Here is a 19616-nt window from a genome sequence, read left to right on the forward strand (position 1 = left end):
TATTTTTACATAATAAAAAAAAATTAAATCTCATAAATATCCGCATCCGTAAACACAAAAAATGTACTTTTCTTAGGCAGATTTTTCGTGTCCAGTCCTGTAAATTCACTGAATGCAGGCAGTAATAACTGATTGCTGCTTAAAGCAAAACAGGGAAGTCTGATATTCTTTACCGCAGAATTCAGCACAATTCCCGGATGGATATGTCCGGTAATCTGAAATCCGGATCTGGATACATCAAAATCATGAATGAACGTAATATCATTTATTTCCAGCCATTCAGCTTTATGATTAAAACATAACTTTTTTTCCAGCGTTTTTGAAATCCGGTCATGGTTTCCTTCAATAAGATAAAACTGAATATCAGGATATTGATTTTTCCATATACAGAATTCATCCACATCAGAATTGTCTCCGGCATGAAGTAAATCTCCGACCACTACAAACTTTTCCGGCTGAAAATATTCAATCAAAGCGGATAATCTTTCCAGATCACTTTTCATAATATGATTGGCCAGTGCAATACCGTTTTTTCGGAAATGAGCGGTCTTTCCAATGTGAAGATCGGAAAGAATCAACGCTTTTTCTTTTTGCCAGAATGCAGCCCGCTGATTGGTCAGAATGAAAGTTTCATTTTGAATGGAAATATTTTTAGTTGCTATAAACACTTGATAGATTGAAAAATTGAAGGTTTAAAGGTAAGCTATTTAAACCGGATCAGCTAACTTTCCGGCTGACGTGAAATTTTTCATCAAAAATATAGGTCAGAGGAAAACCGGTAGCAATCTCTCTTTCTAAAATCTCTTCAGGAGAAAGATGCTCCAGATACATAATTAAGGCACGAAGGCTATTTCCGTGGGCCACAATTAATACATTTTTGCCTTGTTTCAATAACGGCTGTATCTCTTTTTCAAAATAAGGGATCACTCTGTTATAAGTATCTTTAAGACTTTCTCCGCCTGGCGGAACTACATCATAAGATCTGCGCCAGATGTGAACCTGTTCGGCTCCATATTTCAGCGCTGTGTCTGCTTTATTTAATCCTTCAAGGTTTCCATAACAGCGTTCGTTGAGTGCTTTATCTTGAATGACAGGAATATCAGGATTTCCAATGACATCCAAAATGATAGAGAGGGTATGCTGTGCTCTGATGAGGGCAGAAGTAAAAGCAATATCAATTCTTTCTCCTTTCAAGGCAATGCCCGCTTTTTTTGCTTCTTCAATACCCGCTTCTGTTATATCGATATCTTTCCAGCCTGTAAATCTGTTTTCAAGATTCCAGAGTGACTGTCCGTGACGGACCAGGAACAACTTCTCCATTTTAAATTGTATTAAACTTCTATAAGATATATTCTAAGTTACGATGATTATTTAAGCTTATCAAGAAAATTAACATAGAATATTAGGCTAAGAATAGGATTAAAATTGGAAGGAAACTTAGGAATTCATTTATGAAATATCACTTATATCAGCCAGTTTCAACATTCTTTTAATTCTCGCATCCAGACCTTCGCTGGAAAGCGTTTGTCTTAAGCTGTCTACTTTAATCGGAAAACTCAGTGGTGTAAAGGAACGGGAATGTTTTAAAATAATTTCCGATTTTTCAATTCTTTTAAAAGCCTCTACAAGCCTTTGTTCCTGAAGCTGCATATTAAAAACTTCTGTATACGCCTGCTTTATTAAAAAATGATTGGAATCATGGTCCTCCAGTACTTTAAAAATTAATCCTGCAGAACTTTGCAGCGATTTGTTGGAGCGCTGCTGTCCGGCATAATTTTGAATGACCATTCCTGAAATCACGGCAATATCACGGAACTTCCTTCTGGCCATTTCCGCAGAATTGATGCTTGCAATGACATCATTCATCAGGTTTTCTCTGGTTAGAATCTGCTGTAGATTATCCTCATTTAAAGGGATTTCCTTATCGCTGAACAGCTCAAATCCATAATCATTCATGGCCATGGAAAAGGAAATAGGAGCGAGCTTTGAGATACGGTAGGCAATCAGAGCAGCCATGACTTCATGCACAAGACGCCCTTCAAAAGGGTACATGAACAAATGGTAACCTTCACGGTTCTTGATCATTTCCACCAGAAATTCATCTTCTTTGGGAATATGGGAACGGGTTTCCTGATTGATCAGTAAAGGATGCAGAAATTTCAGTTCTTTTTCAGAAGCTTTCGGACTTAATGCATGAGAGAGTTTTTCTCTTAAAAAATGACCCAGATTGGAACTTAGCGGCAGCCTTCCGCCAAGATAACTTGGGACTAAAGCTCTTCCTTTAGCGGCCCTTACGTAGACTGTCATATCTTTAATCATGGCGACCTCGAGGGTTCTTCCGGCCAGAATAAATTTTTCTTCTTTTTTAAGTTTTGAAATAAAATATTCTTCAATCATTCCAATATAGCCTCCGGAAATAAATTTCACTTTCAGCATGGCATCACTTACAATCACGCCCATATTCATCCGGTGAAGCATTGCAATTTTCCTTGAAGTGACTTTATACAGACCGTCTTCCATAATGACGATCTTGTGGAATTCTTCATAGTTTTTTAATACACTGCCGCCAATGGTCAGGAATTCGAGAATGCTTTTCCATTCCTCATCCAGCATTTCCTGAAAAGCATACACTTTTTTGATTCTTCCATAGAGTTCATCAGGATAAAAGCCATCTCCAACAGCCAATGTCATAAGAAACTGAACCAAAACATCGAAACACAGGACCTGGGGTTCCCGTGGCTCAACGACTTTCTGTTTTACGGCTTCTTTTAACGCTGAAACTTCGATCAGTTCTAAAGAATGGGTCGGAACGCAATAAATTTTTGAAGTTTCAAAAGGGGAGTGGCCGCTGCGTCCTGCTCTTTGAAGGAAACGGGCAACTCCTTTGGCAGATCCAACCTGAATAACGGTGTCTACAGGCTTAAAATCAATACCCAGATCGAGGGATGATGTGGAGACAACAGCTTTTAACTTTCCTGAACTTAAGTTTTCCTCAATCCAGATTCTTAAATGAGCATCAATAGAACTGTGATGAATGGCAATCTGCCCTGCAAAATCCGGATGCGCATCCAACAATAACTGATACCACATTTCACTCTGACTTCTGGTATTTGTAAAAACAATGGTAGATTTTGAATCCAGAATAATGGGAACTACTTTATCGGCGAGCTTATTGCCAAGGTGTCCTGCCCATGGTAATATTTCAATTTCATTGGGGAAAACCGGGATAATATCTATCTTTTTGTGCTCTTTGGCGGTTATTTTTGTCTTTTTAATATCATAGGGAATAAGCACATCCATGGCTTCATCCAGATTTCCGATCGTGGCTGTAATGCCCCAGATTTTCATCTTCGGGACATATTTTCTAAGTTGTGAAATACCGAGTTCTACCATGACACCACGTTTTGAACCTAATAATTCATGCCATTCATCCACAGCCACACATTTCATTCCGGTGAAAAAACGTTCATTATTTTTCTGAGCGAGAAGCAAATGGAGACTTTCAGGAGTTACCACAAGAATTTCAGGCATTTTTTTCACCTGCTGCTGTCTTACTTTGGGATCGGTATCTCCGTTTCTTACACCTACCGTCCAGTCAAGTCCGATTTCGTCAATAGCTTCCTGCATTGCTTTTGCAATATCTTTGGAAAGAGAACGAAGGGGTGTTATCCAGATCATTTTCAATCCTTTTTTATATTGTTCAGGATGATTGAGAAAGTCTGAAACCAAGGCTAAAAACACGGAAAAAGTTTTTCCAAAACCGGTGGGAGCAACCACCATTCCGCTGTATCCGTTTCCAAATTTCTTCCAGGTTTCCAGCTGAAATTTAAAAGGGGCAATACCTTTATCGGTCATCCATTGCTGGATGATCTTTAATCCGGTGGTATGTTCAAAAGCTGCCAATTTATATTTGATTAAAATACTATTGTATTAATTTTTTAATTTCTTCCAAATCATCAATCTCATCTACCGTTTTGTCTTTCCGCCATCTTACAATTCTGGGAAAACGGAGGGCGACACCGCTTTTATGACGGTTGCTGAATCCTATGCCTTCAAAAGCAATTTCAAAGACCAGTTCTGCTTTTACGGTTCTTACAGGACCAAATTTTTCAATGGCATTTTTGGTTACAAACCGGCTGACCTCCATGATTTCCTTGTCTGTTAATCCGGAATAGGCTTTAGCAATAGTTACCAATGTATCACCATTTTTCACGGCAAAAGTATAATCGGTGTAGTAAGCACTCCGCCTGCCGCTTCCTTTCTGAGCATAAATCAGGACAGCATCAATCGTGAGCGGATTGATTTTCCACTTCCACCAGTCGCCTTTTTTCCGCCCGGAATGATAGGGAGAATTTTTTTGTTTCAGCATCAGTCCTTCACTGTTTATTTCCCTTGAATTTTCACGAAGAGCATCCAGTTCTTCCCATTTCTCAAAATCCAGACTTTTTGAAATACTGATATTTTCGGGCTTTTCATTCAATAATAATTCTTCAAGAAGAGCTCTTCTTGCGGAGATCGGTTTTTCTCTCAGGTCGTTATTTTCAAGTTCCAATAGGTCATAGACAAAAACTTCAATCGGAATTTCTGAGAGCATTTTCTTTGTTAAAGTTTTTCTGTTTAATCTTTTCTGTAATTCATTAAAATTTAAAACCTTACCCTCTTTAACCGCAAGTATTTCTCCATCCAGTACAAAGTTACCTTTCATGGATTTTACGACTTCTGTGATTTCAGGAAATTGTTCTGTAACAAGTTCTTCACCTCTTGACCAGATGAAGACTTCGTCATTTCTCCTGATGATTTGTCCGCGGATTCCGTCCCATTTATATTCTACCAGCCATTCGTCGGGATTTCCCAATTCTTCAGTCGGTTTTTCCAGAGGATAGGCAAGGCAGAAGGGATAAGGCTTTGAATTGTCAGGATTCACATTTTCCGCATCAATAAGTTCTCTGAAGGAAACTTCATCCGGCAGCCATTTTCCCATTAAGCTGTGCATCAGTGCACTCGGTTCCTGGCCTGAAAATCTGGTCAGGGCATTAATTAATGTTTTGTCTGATACTCCGATCCTGAAACTTCCGCCAATTAATTTATTGAAAATCAAGCGTTCGGTGTAATCCAAGCCGTTCCACGACTGCAGAACAAATTCTTTTTTTTCTGCATCGGTTTTGCCTTTTAAACCAACGATATCATTCATCCATTCTGATAAAGTACGCTCTATTTTTTCCTCGGGAGGCGGAAGTATTAAGGATAATGTTTCTCCCAGATCGCCAACAGAAGAGTAAGATTCCTGAAACAGCCAGTAAGGAAGCCGGGTAATTTCCAGTGCCCAATCTTTCATGTAATTGGTATTGACATTTCTTTTGGGTCTTTTCCCGGTAAATAAGGCGATAAACCATACTTTGTCTTCATCAGGAGCACGTTCCAGATAATCGATGATGGCATCAATTTTAGCGTTGGTCTTATTGGTGGTTTCCAAAGCGTTGATAAGTTCTGCAAAATGTCTCATGATTCCGGGGTTTCAAGGGTTTCTTTTTCAGATTCTTCTTCGTCTTCACCAAATAATGTTTCCACCACATCAGACTGGATTCCGATTTCGTTCAGATATTTTGAAAAAACTTCGGTTTGTCCGTGCGTTACGTGTACAAGCTCTGCTTCTGTTGCTTTCACAGTCTGTAACAATCCTTTCCAGTCTGCATGATCACTCATCGCAAATCCTGCGTCTGCACTGCGCCATCTTCTGGCACCGCGAACCTGCATCCAGCCGGAGCATATTGCAGTAGCCGGATCCGGAATCTTTTTAATTACGTTGCTGTCGAGTAAAGCAGGCGGAACAATCACAATTTCGTGTTCCACTTCTTTCGGACGTTCCCTGAAATCTGCAATGGTATATTCAGGAAGATCAATTCCCACTGCTTCAAAGGCTTCATTCAGTTTTCCGATAGAATAGTGAACGTATATTTTTCCCAGTTCTTCCACGGCTTTCATAATACGCTGGGCTTTTCCGAGAGAATATCCAATGAAAACAGAGGTTTTGTTATTTTCTTTATTCTTCAGTACCCAATTCTGAAGTTTATTATTTAAATCCGGAACTTCCAGCCAGTTGTAGATGGGAAGCCCAAAAGTACTTTCAGTCACAAATTCATTACATTTTACCAGCTCAAAAGGAGTGCTCAATCCATCATTCTGAACTTTATAATCTCCTGAAACTACGGTTACATATCCTTTATATTCAAGCCTTATCTGTGCAGAACCAATGATATGTCCTGCAGGATGAAGCGAAAGTTTTACTCCGTTGATGGTAATAACTTCTCCATATTCCACGCCCTGACATTCGATATCCGGTCCTATTCTTTGGTACAAAATAGGTTTTGTAAAATGATGACAAAGGTATTTTTTCATTCCCCAACGGGCATGATCGGCGTGGCCATGGGTAATAACCGCCATATCCACGGGTCTCCAGGGATCAATATAAAATTTCCCCTGTGGGCAGTAGATTCCTTTTTTAGTAAATGTGATTAATTTCAATGGTGTGACTGGTTTACAAAAATACGCTTCAAAAACTTAACCAATTTTAATAATATGGTATTTTTTATTAATTAAAAACTGATTGTTTTACGGAAAAACATCAAAAAAAGCTGTCTCCATTTGAAACAGCTTATTATTTTATTTTTCATTCAAAACATTGTTTACATAATCAATCCATTGATAATCTGGGATGGACTGATCAATGAAATAGTCAGGCTGAATGCCTTTTCCATCAATGGCCATATCCGGAATACGAAAACTTTTGGAGAGCGAATATCCCAGTTTAAATTCGTTGCAGGGTGAATTTACAAAATACATATTGGAGATATCCAGTACTCCGGCAGTAGTTGTTCCAAAGAGTTTTACCTTTTTACTTTGTTTGGCAGCGAGTAAAAATTCTTCTGCAGTACTGCCGTTTCCATTATTGATGATAATTCCTACATTTTTGGGGTAAGGAGAAATTTTATTCATCTTATTGATTCCTACAGTGCTTCCATCATCCTGTAAACTTACATACTTACCCAGATTCTGGCTGAGTTTATCATACGCTTTTTTCAGATATTCTCTTTCGTCTTCCGGTATTCCGTATTTCTGGTAATTTTCATAAAGATCCAGCATTCTCTGATTATTCAGTTTCGTGGAATAAAACTGCGTTCTGACACTTCTGACAGGATTGGTGTAGAGATAAGGAATAATTTTAGCAAAACTGTTATCACTGCCGCCTCCGTTATATCTGATATCAATAATAAGATTTTCCGTACTTTCGATTTTAGATTTGTTGGCTGTAATTACGCTGTCTATATCTTTTTTCAAAGCGCCGTTGAAGGAAGGAATCCTCAAAAACAATGTCGTTTTGTTAAGGGGTTTCAGAAAAGGTTTTTGAGCCTTTATTGCTTCATAGTGTGTTTCAATTCCTTCTTCCTTTTCAAATGCAGGGGAAACTCTTTTCAGGGTAAAATCATTGATTTCAAGATAGTTTTTTCCCACCAAACGTATGCTCTTTATTTCCTGACCAGATTTATTTCTTACATAGAAAGTTCCTTTCGACCTGTCGGCACTGAAAATAAGTTTTAATTCATAAGGCTTCCAGTTTTCTGCGCCGGATTTGATAATGAAACCTTTGTATACATCTCCAAATTTTTTAATCCCTATGGTATAAGGGTCAGTTTCCCAGATTCCTTCAATATCAGAATCTTTTTTAGAAACAATTTCTTTTTTAAATTTATCAATATCTATTGTTACCGTTTCTGGTTTATTATTTGTGGTTGAGGCTGGTGTTTGAGGCTGAGATTGCTGATTCTCTTTTTCGATCATTCTGATGGAAAAATGCCCGGATCTGAAGAATGTAAGCCAATCATAAATAGTCTGAATACATTCCGTATCAGATTTTGCATTTTTGATTTTTTCCAGAAAATCATCATTATGAGCCTGGTAAGCTGAAATTCCCTTTTTATCAATGATATACTGATATCCGGCATCATTTTCTTCGAAGGTTTTTTTTACCCATTGGTAATTACTTTCACAATTACAGTTTTGAGCATAGCTAAAAGAAGAAGAGGAGATAAAAATTAAAAGGAGTATTTTAATTTTAAGCATAGGTTGGTTTTTAGTTTTTAAAGGTTACAAATTTAACGATAAATCTATCTTTTTATGATGTAAAAAGAGGTTATTAAACAAAATCTTATTCCACTGTTTTTTTTGAGCTTTTCAGCAATATAAAAATGAACCTTGAGCCAATATTGCCCTTTGAAAAATTTTTGAATTTTGGAGCATCATTAAAAAAGAATACAATGAGTAAAACAATTTTAATTACAGGCGCAGCAAGCGGATTTGGAAAGATTGCTGCTTTCGAACTTGCTAAAAAAGGGCATCAGGTAATTGCTACTGCACAGATCTATCCTCAGATGAGTGATTTAATCCGTGAAGCCAAGGAACATGGAATAACCTTGATCGTGGATAAACTGGATGTAACCAACCCAAGAGATGTGGAGTATATTGTAAAGAAATACAATGATATAGATATTCTTATCAGTAACGCAGGAATTATGGAGGGAGGTCCCATTGCAGAACAACCGGTAGATATTATCCGTTCTATGTTTGAAGTGAATGTTTTTGGTGCGTTGAATCTTGCACAGGGTTTTATCAAAAAATTTGTTGAAAAGAAAAGCGGGAAGGTTGTTTTCACCTCTTCAATGGGAGGTTTATGGACTGTTCCTTATGTTGCTGCTTATTGTGCTTCAAAACATGCGCTGGAATCTATTGCAGAAGGTTTAAGAACTGAACTTGCCCCATTCAATATCAAGATTGCAACCTGTAATCCGGGTGTATTTGGAACAGGTTTCAATGACAGGGGAGTAGATTCTATTTTCCACTGGTATGATCCGAAAATCAATTTCACTCCGGAATCTGCTTTTGATGGAGCTGCAGAATCTTTAGCGCACCAGCTTGATCCTCAATCTATGGCTGAAGTAATTGTAAATGTAGCTTTAGATGACAACAGTAATTTCAGGAATGTACATCCAAAGGAGACTGAAGATTTTGTAAAACAGCTTCAGGCAGATGCATGGAACACAAAAAGCTAATCATATGGAACTGAATTATAAAACTGCCGAAAAAGTCTTACATGCAGCAAAGGAAAAAGCATTATTGATGAATATTCCTGTGAGCATTGCCGTGGTAGATACCGGCGGACATCTTATCGCATTAGCCAGACTGGACAGTGTTTACGGAGTGATTGATTTTGCCCTTAAAAAAGCAAGGACGGCGGCTATGTTTGGAGTTAACAGTGATATTATGGGAGGAATCATTTCAGAAACAGGTGTCCATGGCTATGGAATGCTGAATTCTAACGGTGGGCTTCTGACGATCGCAGGCGGTGTCGTCTTACAAGATAAAGCCGGAAAGATTATCGGCGCAATAGGTTCTTCAGGGGGAACTCCGGAACAGGATAAAGAAATTGCCGAGGCAGGAGCGCAGGCTATTGCGTAAATTTCAGATATTTGTATCATGGAAAATACTTCTGAAATCATATTTGATAAACTGGTTTATTCATGCGCCTTTGAATCTTACAGAGGTCATGAAGAGTTTATTCCTGATTATTTTCTGGGGTTTCAGATTTCAGGAGAAACGCACGCTTTCCATGAACAGGGAAAAACGGTGATCAAAGAAAATACAGTAGTTCTGGTAAGGAAAAATCAACTGATCAGAACAATCAAATATCCTTCAGCTTACGAAAAGTATCAGTTTATTTCTATTACGCTTGATGATGAAACATTAAGACAGTATGCCACTGAGAACAGAATAGCAGCAAATACACCTTTTCCGGGTAATCAGCGGTTGTTTTTTGAGCCTGATGATTTCTTTGGGAGTTATTTTGCTTCTCTTATTCCTTACATCAATAAAACAAAGGAAATTCCTCCAAAGTTAGCGGCATTAAAAGTGAAAGAAGCCATAGAGTTACTTTTGCTGAGCAATCCGGATTTTAAAAATCTTCTTTTTGATTTTTCCGAGCCTCATAAGATTGATCTTGCAGAGTTTATGAACAAAAACTATATGTTCAATGTTTCCGTAGATGCTTTTGCAAGGCTTACGGGACGCAGTCTTTCCGGATTTAAAAGGGATTTCAGTAAAATATTTAAAATGGCTCCCAAACAGTGGCTGAAAGAAAAAAGACTGAAGGAAGCCTATTATTTGATTAAAACTCAGGATAAAAAGCCTTCAGATATTTATCTTGATCTGGGCTTTGAGAATTTATCTCATTTTTATTCTTCTTTTAAAAAGAAATTCGGAGTAACGACTACGGAGCTTTAAGCATTGCTGGTTTGCCGTAAATGCAAAGACACAGGAAATACTCTTGTGTTTTTGTATTTACCTTTATGTAACGAATAAAACATTCAATAAATATTTGATTACAAATACTACACGGGAACCGGATTATTTTTCAAAATCATAAAAGTTGATTCCTGTTTCTTCATTTTTAATTTTTACAACTCTCGTTGCCAAGGGGTAAAAAATAAATTCTCCGGCACCCTGAATTTTTGCCTCCAGAAGGTGTCCTGCCAAAGCTGTGTAATCTTGTCTTCCCAGCGTAATGTGAAGGTGCAGGGTTTGTTTTCCTTCTATTTCAGAAACATTTCCGGAAATATTGGTGACTTCCATCTGTTCTTTGAAGGTCCTGTCCACATATTTTTTGGTGACCGGATTAAAGAACCGGAGAGTGGCTTCACTCACAGCTCCTATTCCTGTTACTTCTCCCGCCCGGATATTCTGATTCTGGATAAAGTCGGTTAAAGCATCTACAATATTGGAATGATTTTCAATACTAACGATGTAAATATGATCCACTTTCCTTGCAGACCAATGGTTTCCTTTATAATTCATGATTTCCATGTTATTGTATTGTTTTCAAATAATTGATGATTCCTATAACGTCATCCTGACCGAATCCTTTATCATGTGCATTCTGATAGGTTTGAACCAGAGCCTCAGACAGAGGATAATCAGCACCTGCATTTTTGGCAAGAAGGATATCTTTCAGCATCAGGTCAAGGGCAAATGCCGGGGTGTACTGATCGGCAGTCAGCATAGGTGTTTTTACTTTGGTTGCCCCGCTTCCGCTGGCACTTTCGTTGATTATTTCCAGCATGTCTGATCTTTCAATCCCCAGCTTTCCTGCCAATAAAACTGTTTCTGCAAGCCCCTGATAAATGGCAGACAGAAAATAATTGACAGATAATTTTCCTGCAATACCTTTTCCGTTTTCACCTAGATGTTTTACAGATTTTCCCATTTTCAAAAGGCAAGGCATGGCTCGCTGAAGGTCTTTTTCTTCACCTCCTGCCATAATGATCAGGGTTCCTTCCTTTGCCGGCTGGGTGCTTCCTGCTACAGGTGCATCGATAAAGGAGGCCTCTTTTATTTTCAGAGCAGCAGATGTTGCCGAAGACGCTTCGGGTGAGATCGTACTCATATCTACAAAGAGTTTCCCTTGAATATTTAGTGGAAGAATTTCTTTGTATACTGCTTTTACAGCAGTGTCGTTGGTTAGCATTGTGAATATAATATTACTGTTTTGAACAAGGTCTTTAATCTGGGTGCAGACTGTAGACTTTTCTTCAAAATCCTTGGCTTTTTCAGAAGATCTGTTATACACTGAAAGCGGAAATCCAGCTTTTTCAATATTCTTTGCCATAGGATGTCCCATATTTCCTAATCCGATGAATCCGATTTTTTCCATAGTATTTTTTCTATTTTTTATTGAGTAAGTCTTAATATCCTGATTGAAGAAGAGCCCTCTGAAAGGAGATCAATGAGTATATAAAATACGTTTGTTTTGCAGCAAAATATTGACCAAACAGCCACTTTACCCAATTAAGTTTTAATTATATTTTTATCCATAAGCTTTTAAAACCGGATAAACTTTCAGAAATTTGCAGCAAATAAGAATTAATGAAGATCGTAGATATAGACAACTGGAACAGAAAAGAACATTTTGAATTCTTTTCTAATATGGCAAGCCCTTATTTTGGATTTACAACGGAGGTGGACTGCACAAAAGCCTATGATACCGCTAAAGAAAAAGGGTACTCATTTTTTGCCTATTATTTTCACAAATCTATGGTGGCCGTTAATAGAGTAGATGAGCTGAAGCTCAGAATTATTGATGGGCAGGTAATACAGTTTGACACCGTTCATGCCGGCAGTACGATCGGAAGACCGGATGGTACTTTCGGTTTTTCATTCACTCCTTTCTCAGAAGATTTTGAAACATTCAACGCAGCACTGCAGGAGGAAATAAAAGGAGTACACGAAACCACGGGGCTAAGATTAAGCAACGGAAGGCTGGGAAAAGATCACATCAGACATACTACTATTCCATGGAATTCATTCAGTGCGATATTGCATCCTACAGATTTTAATACAGCAGAATCAGTTCCAAAAATTGCTTTTGGAAGATTCAATATCCGTGGAGGCAGAAAATATCTGCCGGTTTCTGTTGAAGCACATCACGGATTGGCAGACGGTATTCATATAGCAAGATACCTGGAAGAGTTTCAGAAAGAACTGGATCAGGAATAAGACATTATAACAAAAGCCGGACTTAAAACCGGCTTTTGTTTTTAGTAATAAATCTTCCCACGTTCTATTTTCAGGATCTGATCCTTTTCCATCTGTTTTATGGTGCGTATAACGGTTTCCACACGTAATCCCGTCAATGAAGCAAGCTGCTGCCGGGTAAGAGGAATCTGGAAAGTATAAGGCTTTTTATCATCATGATAGCTTTTCAGATAATCCATCAGTAGTTTTAGCCTGGAAACAGGATTTTGAAAAGAAAGGTTATAGAGCATGATATATTTATAATACATTCTTTCTGCAAGGCACTGATAGATATTTAATGAAATTTCGGGATTATCCTGGATCAGCTTCAGAAAGTTCTGTCTCGGCATGATGAAAATACTGGAATCTTCCATTGCAATGGCATTCATCGGGTAGGGTCGGTCTACGAAAAGTAAGGATTCTCCAAAGCTATGGCCATCTGATAATATATTCTGGATAAACTCTTTCCCGTCTTCCATATAATTATTAAGCTTAACTTTTCCTTTTTCAATCTGGTAATAATACATTGGCGAATCTTCTTCCCGGAAAATAATATCTTCTGCTTTATAGTTTTTAATTTTGGCTCCAAATGAGATGAGCAAATTTTCAGTGATCATAGTTCTAATTTATTTTCAGCTAAAATTTTAAATGCTCTTTAAGAGACTGTTTAATGCTTCAAAGTTTATAATAATAAAGGAACTGTGATTTTCTTGATTTTCTATGCAATGTGGTACCATTAATATACCACATATTATCACTTTTTTTTGAGTAATTCTTTTGTTTAAATATTGATCCAGATCATAAAAAGTAACCTTGGTAATCCACTACATTTACAACCCATCAAAAAGAAACAGTACAAACAATGGGAAACAGGCTGATAAAAGCTGTTAAGAAATTTTATTAAAAAAATAACGTGGTATCTATGTGGTACACGCTTTTAATAAAATTTTAATCATTTTTTCTTTCTTTGCCAATATAAAATTGATATAAAATTCACATGTGGGATTTTTTTAACATAATTATTCAATAAATACAACCTATACACTATGAAACATTACATTATATTAATTAAAAGTAACAGAATTTTGAATACATAAAAATTAATTTACCCCCAATTAGTAAATCAGCAAAATACAGATAGAAAAGAGAAAAAAAAGACTTTGTACTGATATGCGCAAAAGATGCCATATCTGAAATAAGTAGAGATGAGAAAGTATTATGAAAAATAAAAAACCTGAAACGAACATAGAGGATTTGAACCAAAAGATTCTTGTACAAGACGAAATTATGGCTCTTGCCAAAGCAAATTCTCCACGACTGCTGAATAAATTCAGACTCGTCTATCCCGATTTTTTTAAGAAGTTATCTGCTATACAGCCTGCACTAAAAAATTCTGAATTGATCTTTTGCATTTACCTTAAGCTCAATATGACAACAAAGGAAATTGCAACCTGTATTTTTGTAACTCCAAAAGCGATACAAAACAGGAAAAACAGGATCAGAAAAAAACTCAATATCCCTTCGGAATTTGATATCTACAAATGGTTTAATGAAATTTAAACCATTTTTTGTTTAAACCTCTACAATAGTTTTATCCAAATCGTGATACAAAAGAATTTTCCAACGGTTTTCTCTTGCTTCTTTTTCCCACTTCAACCGTAATTCCATTGCCTTTCTACCGTCAAAATCACTTTTGTAAGCTAAATGATATTTTAAATAAGAAGCCTGCGGGAGGTCATCAGCTCCATAGAAAACAGTTTCATCATTTTCTCTGATCCAGAACACCTGCATAAACGGTGTGTGTCCGCCTGCAACTTCATAGGAAATTTCATCTGTGATCTCTCCTTTATCATCATTCATCCACGTGATATTCGGGAGCTGAATCAGTTTTTCCAGGATCTCAAAATCAAAAGATGGATTGCCTTTATTTTCCATTGCAAAATCCAGTTCGCGTTTCTGTATGTAAATCTGAGCATTTGGAAAAGCGGCTTCAAAACCATTTTCTGTGAGCTTCACAGCTCCTTCAATATGATCTTTATGAAGATGGGACAGCAATAACCTGGTGACTTGTTCAGGACGAATATTTTCCTTTTCAAGAATTTCTGAAACCACAGTTGTTCCGGTGCTGTTTTTCCAGCCAATGCCGGCATCCAGAAGGATATAGTCATTTTCAGTGATGATAAGAAACGGCTGAACCGACATTTTGATTCCACCAGCCTTATCAAAATTTTCTTCTGTTAAAAGCGTAAAATCCTTGGTTTTGCTTGCCGAAAAATTGCCTTCTTTAAGTGGAATGATTTTCATGCTGCAAATTTCCTTATTATTTCCAAGATTCAAAAAGTTTTTCGTCAATATATATTATCCATAAAAACAATCAGGCAGGCAGAATACTGAAATCATTCTACTTATCTCAGAATCACGCAGCATTCGTAAAAATGTAAAAGAAAAGAGCAGATTATTTCCTTTTTTAATGATTATCTTTGATCTCTTAAAAATCTGAAAGTATGCATCGTTATCTGCTTTCAGACTGCTTTCAATTCAAATAAAAACTTTATACGCAATGCAGGAGAATTCTTCCAATGGTATTTCCCGGACTGTTATCTGGCTTATGGCCGTTATTTCCGGACTCGTGGTGGCGAACAATTATTATAATCAGCCTTTACTGGCCCTTATTTCAGAGGAATTGCAGGTTTCTGAGAGTGCAGCAGGTAAAATTTCTGTACTGACTCAGATCGGTTATGCGTTAGGGCTTTTGCTGATTGTTCCGTTGGGAGACAAATTTTTCCGCAAGAAACTCATTTTAATTGATTTGTTTCTTGTTTTCGGATCACTTTTATGGATGACTTTTGCTACTGAATTATGGATGCTGTATGCAGCCAGCTTACTCATCGGGACAACTTCAGTTATTCCACAATTATTTGTCCCTATTGCAGCGGAACTTTCATCAGATAAAGAAAAATCCTCCAACATCGGATTGGTCATGTCCGGATTATTACTCGGGATTCTTCTGTCCCGCTTTGTGGGAGGAATTGTAGGAGAAGTCTGGGGCTGGAGAGCCATGTTTGGAATTGCGGCAGGGTTAATGATTATTGTCTGGTTAGCTGTCTATAAAATGCTTCCGGAAATGTCGCCCAATTTTAAAGGTAGCTATAAAGAGCTGATGCAGTCTGTAGCTCATCTTGCAAGAACACAGCCTGTTCTTCAGCTGGCATCATTCCGTGGGGCAATGGCATTCGGTTCTATGTGTGCTTTGTTTACCACATTGGTTTTTCATATGGAAAAACCACCTTTTAATGCAGGTTCTTCTGTCGTGGGAAGCTTTGGATTGGCCGGGGCTGTAGGAGCTTTAGCTGCTGCTAAGGTGGGAAAACTTCAAAAGTATCTGGATATTAACAGAATTATCTTGTATTCTTTACTGATTGTCATCGGAAGCTGGGGCTTTACCTATTTTGCAGGTGAAACTTATTGGGGACTGATTGTAGGAGTAATTCTTGTAGATCTGGGAGTACAGTCAAGCCATATTATGAACCAGACCAACTATTTCCTTATCAGATCAAATGCAGTCAACAGACTGAATACAGTGTATATGGTTTCTTACTTCATTGGAGGATCACTGGGAACATGGTTGGCTTCTATTGCCTGGCAAAAGGCTCAATGGACCGGCGTATGTCTTGTAGGAACTGTATTTGGAGTACTGGCTTTGATTGCCCATATTTTGTTTTCAAAAAAAGTCAATAAAACAAACGCAGAAATGTAATTTTTTATATTTGTGATTCGTTTAAGAAGCGGGATTTTATCTTTGATAAAATCCCGCTTCTTCTATTTTCAGGTTTATTCAATTTCCGGATCTGTAGAACCTAGCCAGGTTCTTCCACCTGTCAGGATTAAACTGTAATAATTTTTGTTACATTAAATAAAATACCCTATCTTTGTACTATTAATTTGATTTAAAATTAAATACAATGAAAATAGAAATCTGGTCGGACGTAATGTGTCCGTTTTGCTATATCGGAAAAAATAATTTTGAACAGGCTTTGAATAAGCTTCCTTTTAAAGATGAAGTAGAAGTAGAGTGGAAGAGTTTTCAGCTGGATCCAACTTTAGATCCGAAAGAAACTCAGGATACCATTCAATATTTCAGAGAGAAAAAAGGAGTTGCCGAAGCTCAGGCTACTCAAATGCTGGGACAGGTTACCCAAATGGGAAAAGGAGCCGGAATTGATTTCAACTTCGGAAAAACATTGATCACCAATACATTCAGTGCTCATAAATTGCTTCATCTGGCTAAAAAGCATAACAAATCCAATGAAATGGAAGAGGCATTATTTATCGCTCATTTTATTGAGGGCAAAAATGTAGGAGATACTGAAGTTTTGACAGCTCTTGCTGAAAACTTAGGGATTGACAGAGAAGAAGCACTGCAGGCTATTACAACAGATCAACTGGATTATGAAGTCAACCAGGATATTCAGGAGGCAAGAAACAATGGCATTTCCGGAGTTCCTTTCTTTGTTCTGAACGGTAAATATGCTGTTTCCGGAGCTCAGCCTGCAGAAGTATTTGAAAATGCACTCCAGCAGACTTATAAAGAGACGGTGAGCCCGTTTAAGGATCTTTCCGGTGAGAACGGAGCTTCCTGTGATGCAGACGGATGCAGTATTTAAGATATCAGAACCCCAAAATAAAACTATTTTGGGGTTTTTAATTAGGTATATAATTGAATATTTATATATTTGAAAAACTTCAATGAAATCCTTTAAGATTTAAGAAAATGAACATTAACATTTTTAGATATGCCTCAATTATTTCTTACCTGTTCATTATTTTAATGGGACAAATGATAGGATTACCATTTATTTTTTGGCTTCTATTTACTGCTTTTGATTTCTGGAATATAGAGCAAATTTTTGCTGTATTAGGGCTTTTAGGTGCTATACTTAATGTTACAAGATGGAAAAATAAAGTACCCATAACAATCTTAAGTTTTATGATGATGCTTTCACCAATTATGAGCAGGATAATGCAAACTCCTATAGAAAAGTTTAATTATTTTGCATTCAAGATTCCTTTGTTTCTGTTTATTGTATGTTATTTAATATTTATCGTTCTTAATGCAAAAAAAGGAAAACCTGTTGTATCTTTGTAATACAGTGTCAATAGCTGTATAAATCTGATTTCTCAATGATAAAAATTAACAACAACACCCATTACTCAATTGATGATACCCTTTTTGTTTTTGCATTAGATTCCGAAGCAGGAACTGTTTTCGACGATAAAAACAAATTGATTACCGGTATCGGAAAAGTAAATGCGGCGATTGAATTAACCAAAGAAATTCACACAAGAAAACCTAAGCTGATCGTAAATTTAGGTTCTGCCGGAAGCAAAGGATTTCACAAAGGAGAAGTCGTATGCTGTACAAAATTTATTCAACGTGACATGGATGTAAGAGGGCTTGGTTTTAAACTATATGAAACTCCATTATCAGGAGTACCACCTGTACTGGAATATGGTCTTAAAATGGATACTTTGAAAGAAGGAATCTGTGGTAGCGGTGATAGTTTTGAAATGAACCACTCCGAAACAGATTACAATATTGTAGACATGGAAGCCTATCCGCTGGCATTGATTGCCCAAAAAGAAAACATTCCGTTTTTATGCCTGAAATATATTTCTGACGATGCAGGAAGTGATGCTGCTGATGACTGGAGTGTACAGGTACATCTGGCTTCCGAAGCATTTAAGAAAATTCTTTTTTCATAACATTTATTCTTATCATTATGAGTTCAATTATCATTAATAAAGCCTCCGCCGAAGATGTAGAAATTGTACAAAATTTAGGAAGACAGACGTTTTCCGAAACTTTTGCAGAAAATAATACGGAAGAGGCTATGAAAAAGTATCTGGAAGAAAGCTTTAATACGGAAAAAATAAAGTCAGAGTTGAATAATCCTGATTCATTTTTCTATATTGCCTGGGAAGAAGACAATCCGGTTGGTTACCTGAAAGTCAATTCCGGAAAGGCACAGACCGAACTTCAGGATGATACCGCCCTTGAAATTGAAAGAATCTATGTAAAGAAAAGCCATCACGGTAAAAAAGTGGGCCAGCTTCTTTATAACAAGGCTTTGGAAACAGCTGAGCAACTTAAGAAATCTTATTTGTGGCTTGGGGTTTGGGAAAAAAACCTGAGAGCTTTACAATTTTACAGAAAAAACGGATTCGTTGAGTTTGATAAGCATATTTTCAGGCTTGGGGAAGAAGAACAGACGGATCTGATGATGAAAAAAGTATTGGAATAATTTTCTTCAAAATAGGAAGATTGTATGTAACCACTGATTACGCAGGGTTTCACAGATGATTATGCAATACAATCCTTTATACTTTCCAAATACCAAAATGAAGCATTCAGAATTTGTAAAACATATTAATCACTATTATCCTTTATCTGAGGAAACGATTAAAGATTTACTGGATATCTGTACAGAAGAATATTACCGCAAAAATGATCTTCTGCTGGAATCCGGTTCTATGGCGAGATATTATTACTTTCTAAAGTCGGGAATAATAGGATATTATACAGTAGATGAACAGGGAAATAATATCTATAAAATTTTCTTTGAAGAAAACAGCTTCATAGCCTCTACAGCAGCCATTATTAAAAACGAACCCAGCGATTTCAATATGATTGCACTGGAAGACTGCTCAGTAATACAATACCCCGCAAAAGCTTACCGTGAGCTGCTGGAAAAACACCATGATCTGGCTCTTTTTCACCTGCATTATCTGGAAAAAAACTGGGTGGTAAAAAAAGAACCTTTGGAAGTCTCTCTGAAGTATGAAACAGCAAAAAAAAGATATTTGCAATTGCTTGATAATGCATCTCTTTACAACCGATTGAAACAGCATCACATCGCTTCTTATCTGGGCATAACACCTACACAGCTTAGCCGGATCAAAAAGGAAATTAGCGGAGATAAGCACTGATTAAATTTACC

At 37.1% G+C, this 19616-nt stretch carries 21 protein-coding genes; 11 read left to right on the top strand and 10 right to left on the bottom strand.

Annotation, left to right across the window (positions count from 1 at the left end; all coding sequences use genetic code 11):
* Nucleotides 1-23: 23 nt before the first annotated feature.
* From pdeM to LIV57_RS07280, 6 genes are all read right to left on the bottom strand, one after another.
* Nucleotides 24-668 carry a ligase-associated DNA damage response endonuclease PdeM gene (gene pdeM, locus LIV57_RS07255; protein ID WP_227942076.1) on the bottom strand — a complete coding sequence of 215 codons (645 nt, stop codon included), beginning with the start codon at nt 666-668 and terminating at the stop codon, nt 24-26.
* 49 nt (nt 669-717) lie between these two features.
* Entirely contained in the window at nt 718-1320 is a 603-nt protein-coding gene (locus LIV57_RS07260) for a 2,3-bisphosphoglycerate-dependent phosphoglycerate mutase (RefSeq protein ID WP_227942077.1), read from the bottom strand.
* Nucleotides 1321-1449: 129 nt separating this feature from the next.
* The gene (locus LIV57_RS07265) at nt 1450-3903 is read right to left on the bottom strand and encodes a ligase-associated DNA damage response DEXH box helicase (protein ID WP_227942078.1); all 2454 of its coding nucleotides are present in this window, start codon (nt 3901-3903) and stop codon (nt 1450-1452) included.
* A gap of 19 nt (nt 3904-3922) precedes the next feature.
* Entirely contained in the window at nt 3923-5503 is a 1581-nt protein-coding gene (locus LIV57_RS07270) for an ATP-dependent DNA ligase (RefSeq protein WP_227942079.1), read from the bottom strand.
* A complete protein-coding gene (locus LIV57_RS07275; protein ID WP_227942080.1) occupies nt 5500-6522 on the bottom strand; it encodes a ligase-associated DNA damage response exonuclease in 1023 nt (340 codons plus the stop codon). Before LIV57_RS07275 ends, LIV57_RS07270 begins: the two co-directional genes overlap by 4 nt.
* 138 nt (nt 6523-6660) lie before the next feature.
* Nucleotides 6661-8118 (bottom strand): S41 family peptidase, encoded by a 1458-nt coding sequence (locus LIV57_RS07280; RefSeq protein ID WP_227942081.1) that lies wholly within the window; start codon nt 8116-8118, stop codon nt 6661-6663.
* Between the two features lie 194 nt (nt 8119-8312).
* Between LIV57_RS07280 and LIV57_RS07285 the strand changes: the two genes are divergently transcribed.
* From LIV57_RS07285 to LIV57_RS07295, 3 genes are read left to right on the top strand one after another with little or no spacing between them, the layout of a single operon-like run.
* The gene (locus LIV57_RS07285; protein WP_227942082.1) at nt 8313-9104 is read left to right on the top strand and encodes an SDR family oxidoreductase; all 792 of its coding nucleotides are present in this window, start codon (nt 8313-8315) and stop codon (nt 9102-9104) included.
* Between the two features lie 4 nt (nt 9105-9108).
* Complete coding sequence (locus LIV57_RS07290; protein ID WP_227942083.1) at nt 9109-9510, top strand: GlcG/HbpS family heme-binding protein; 402 nt, start codon at nt 9109-9111, stop codon at nt 9508-9510.
* An 18-nt stretch (nt 9511-9528) separates the two neighbouring features.
* Nucleotides 9529-10332, top strand: coding sequence for a helix-turn-helix domain-containing protein (locus tag LIV57_RS07295; protein ID WP_227942084.1), 804 nt, complete (start codon nt 9529-9531; stop codon nt 10330-10332).
* A gap of 123 nt (nt 10333-10455) precedes the next feature.
* Here the strand turns inward: LIV57_RS07295 and LIV57_RS07300 are convergent, their stop codons facing one another.
* Together LIV57_RS07300 and LIV57_RS07305 are read right to left on the bottom strand one after the other, a co-directional pair.
* Nucleotides 10456-10902 (bottom strand): PPC domain-containing DNA-binding protein, encoded by a 447-nt coding sequence (locus LIV57_RS07300; protein WP_227942085.1) that lies wholly within the window; start codon nt 10900-10902, stop codon nt 10456-10458.
* A gap of 10 nt (nt 10903-10912) precedes the next feature.
* Complete coding sequence (locus LIV57_RS07305; protein WP_227942086.1) at nt 10913-11758, bottom strand: NAD(P)-dependent oxidoreductase; 846 nt, start codon at nt 11756-11758, stop codon at nt 10913-10915.
* A 212-nt stretch (nt 11759-11970) separates the two neighbouring features.
* On the opposite strand from LIV57_RS07305, the gene LIV57_RS07310 reads away from it, so the two are divergent.
* Entirely contained in the window at nt 11971-12600 is a 630-nt protein-coding gene (locus LIV57_RS07310) for a chloramphenicol acetyltransferase (protein WP_227942087.1), read from the top strand.
* Nucleotides 12601-12641: 41 nt separating this feature from the next.
* On the opposite strand, the gene LIV57_RS07315 is transcribed toward LIV57_RS07310, so the two are convergent.
* Nucleotides 12642-13235: a Crp/Fnr family transcriptional regulator gene (locus LIV57_RS07315; protein WP_227942088.1), complete on the bottom strand. Its 594-nt coding sequence runs from the start codon at nt 13233-13235 to the stop codon at nt 12642-12644.
* Between the two features lie 601 nt (nt 13236-13836).
* Here LIV57_RS07315 and LIV57_RS07320 point away from each other — a divergent pair.
* A complete protein-coding gene (locus tag LIV57_RS07320) occupies nt 13837-14178 on the top strand; it encodes a helix-turn-helix transcriptional regulator (protein WP_202840275.1) in 342 nt (113 codons plus the stop codon).
* 12 nt (nt 14179-14190) lie between these two features.
* On the opposite strand, the gene LIV57_RS07325 is transcribed toward LIV57_RS07320, so the two are convergent.
* Nucleotides 14191-14922 (bottom strand): MBL fold metallo-hydrolase, encoded by a 732-nt coding sequence (locus LIV57_RS07325; protein WP_227942089.1) that lies wholly within the window; start codon nt 14920-14922, stop codon nt 14191-14193.
* Nucleotides 14923-15178: 256 nt separating this feature from the next.
* Here LIV57_RS07325 and LIV57_RS07330 point away from each other — a divergent pair, with 256 nt between their 5' ends.
* The 6 genes from LIV57_RS07330 (at nt 15179) to LIV57_RS07355 (ending at nt 19605) form a co-directional block, all read left to right on the top strand.
* The gene (locus tag LIV57_RS07330) at nt 15179-16375 is read left to right on the top strand and encodes an MFS transporter (protein WP_227942090.1); all 1197 of its coding nucleotides are present in this window, start codon (nt 15179-15181) and stop codon (nt 16373-16375) included.
* Between the two features lie 205 nt (nt 16376-16580).
* The gene (locus LIV57_RS07335; protein WP_227942091.1) at nt 16581-17282 is read left to right on the top strand and encodes a DsbA family oxidoreductase; all 702 of its coding nucleotides are present in this window, start codon (nt 16581-16583) and stop codon (nt 17280-17282) included.
* Nucleotides 17283-17389: 107 nt separating this feature from the next.
* A complete protein-coding gene (locus LIV57_RS07340) occupies nt 17390-17764 on the top strand; it encodes a hypothetical protein (protein ID WP_227942092.1) in 375 nt (124 codons plus the stop codon).
* A gap of 35 nt (nt 17765-17799) precedes the next feature.
* Nucleotides 17800-18381 carry a nucleosidase gene (locus LIV57_RS07345; RefSeq protein WP_227942093.1) on the top strand — a complete coding sequence of 194 codons (582 nt, stop codon included), beginning with the start codon at nt 17800-17802 and terminating at the stop codon, nt 18379-18381.
* A gap of 17 nt (nt 18382-18398) precedes the next feature.
* The gene (locus tag LIV57_RS07350) at nt 18399-18920 is read left to right on the top strand and encodes a GNAT family N-acetyltransferase (protein ID WP_227942094.1); all 522 of its coding nucleotides are present in this window, start codon (nt 18399-18401) and stop codon (nt 18918-18920) included.
* A 97-nt stretch (nt 18921-19017) separates the two neighbouring features.
* Complete coding sequence (locus LIV57_RS07355; protein WP_227942095.1) at nt 19018-19605, top strand: Crp/Fnr family transcriptional regulator; 588 nt, start codon at nt 19018-19020, stop codon at nt 19603-19605.
* Nucleotides 19606-19616: the final 11 nt, after the last annotated feature.

Origin of the sequence: Chryseobacterium sp. X308, assembly GCF_020733145.1 — a bacterium.
Taxonomy (GTDB): Bacteria; Bacteroidota; Bacteroidia; order Flavobacteriales; family Weeksellaceae; genus Chryseobacterium; species Chryseobacterium cupriresistens.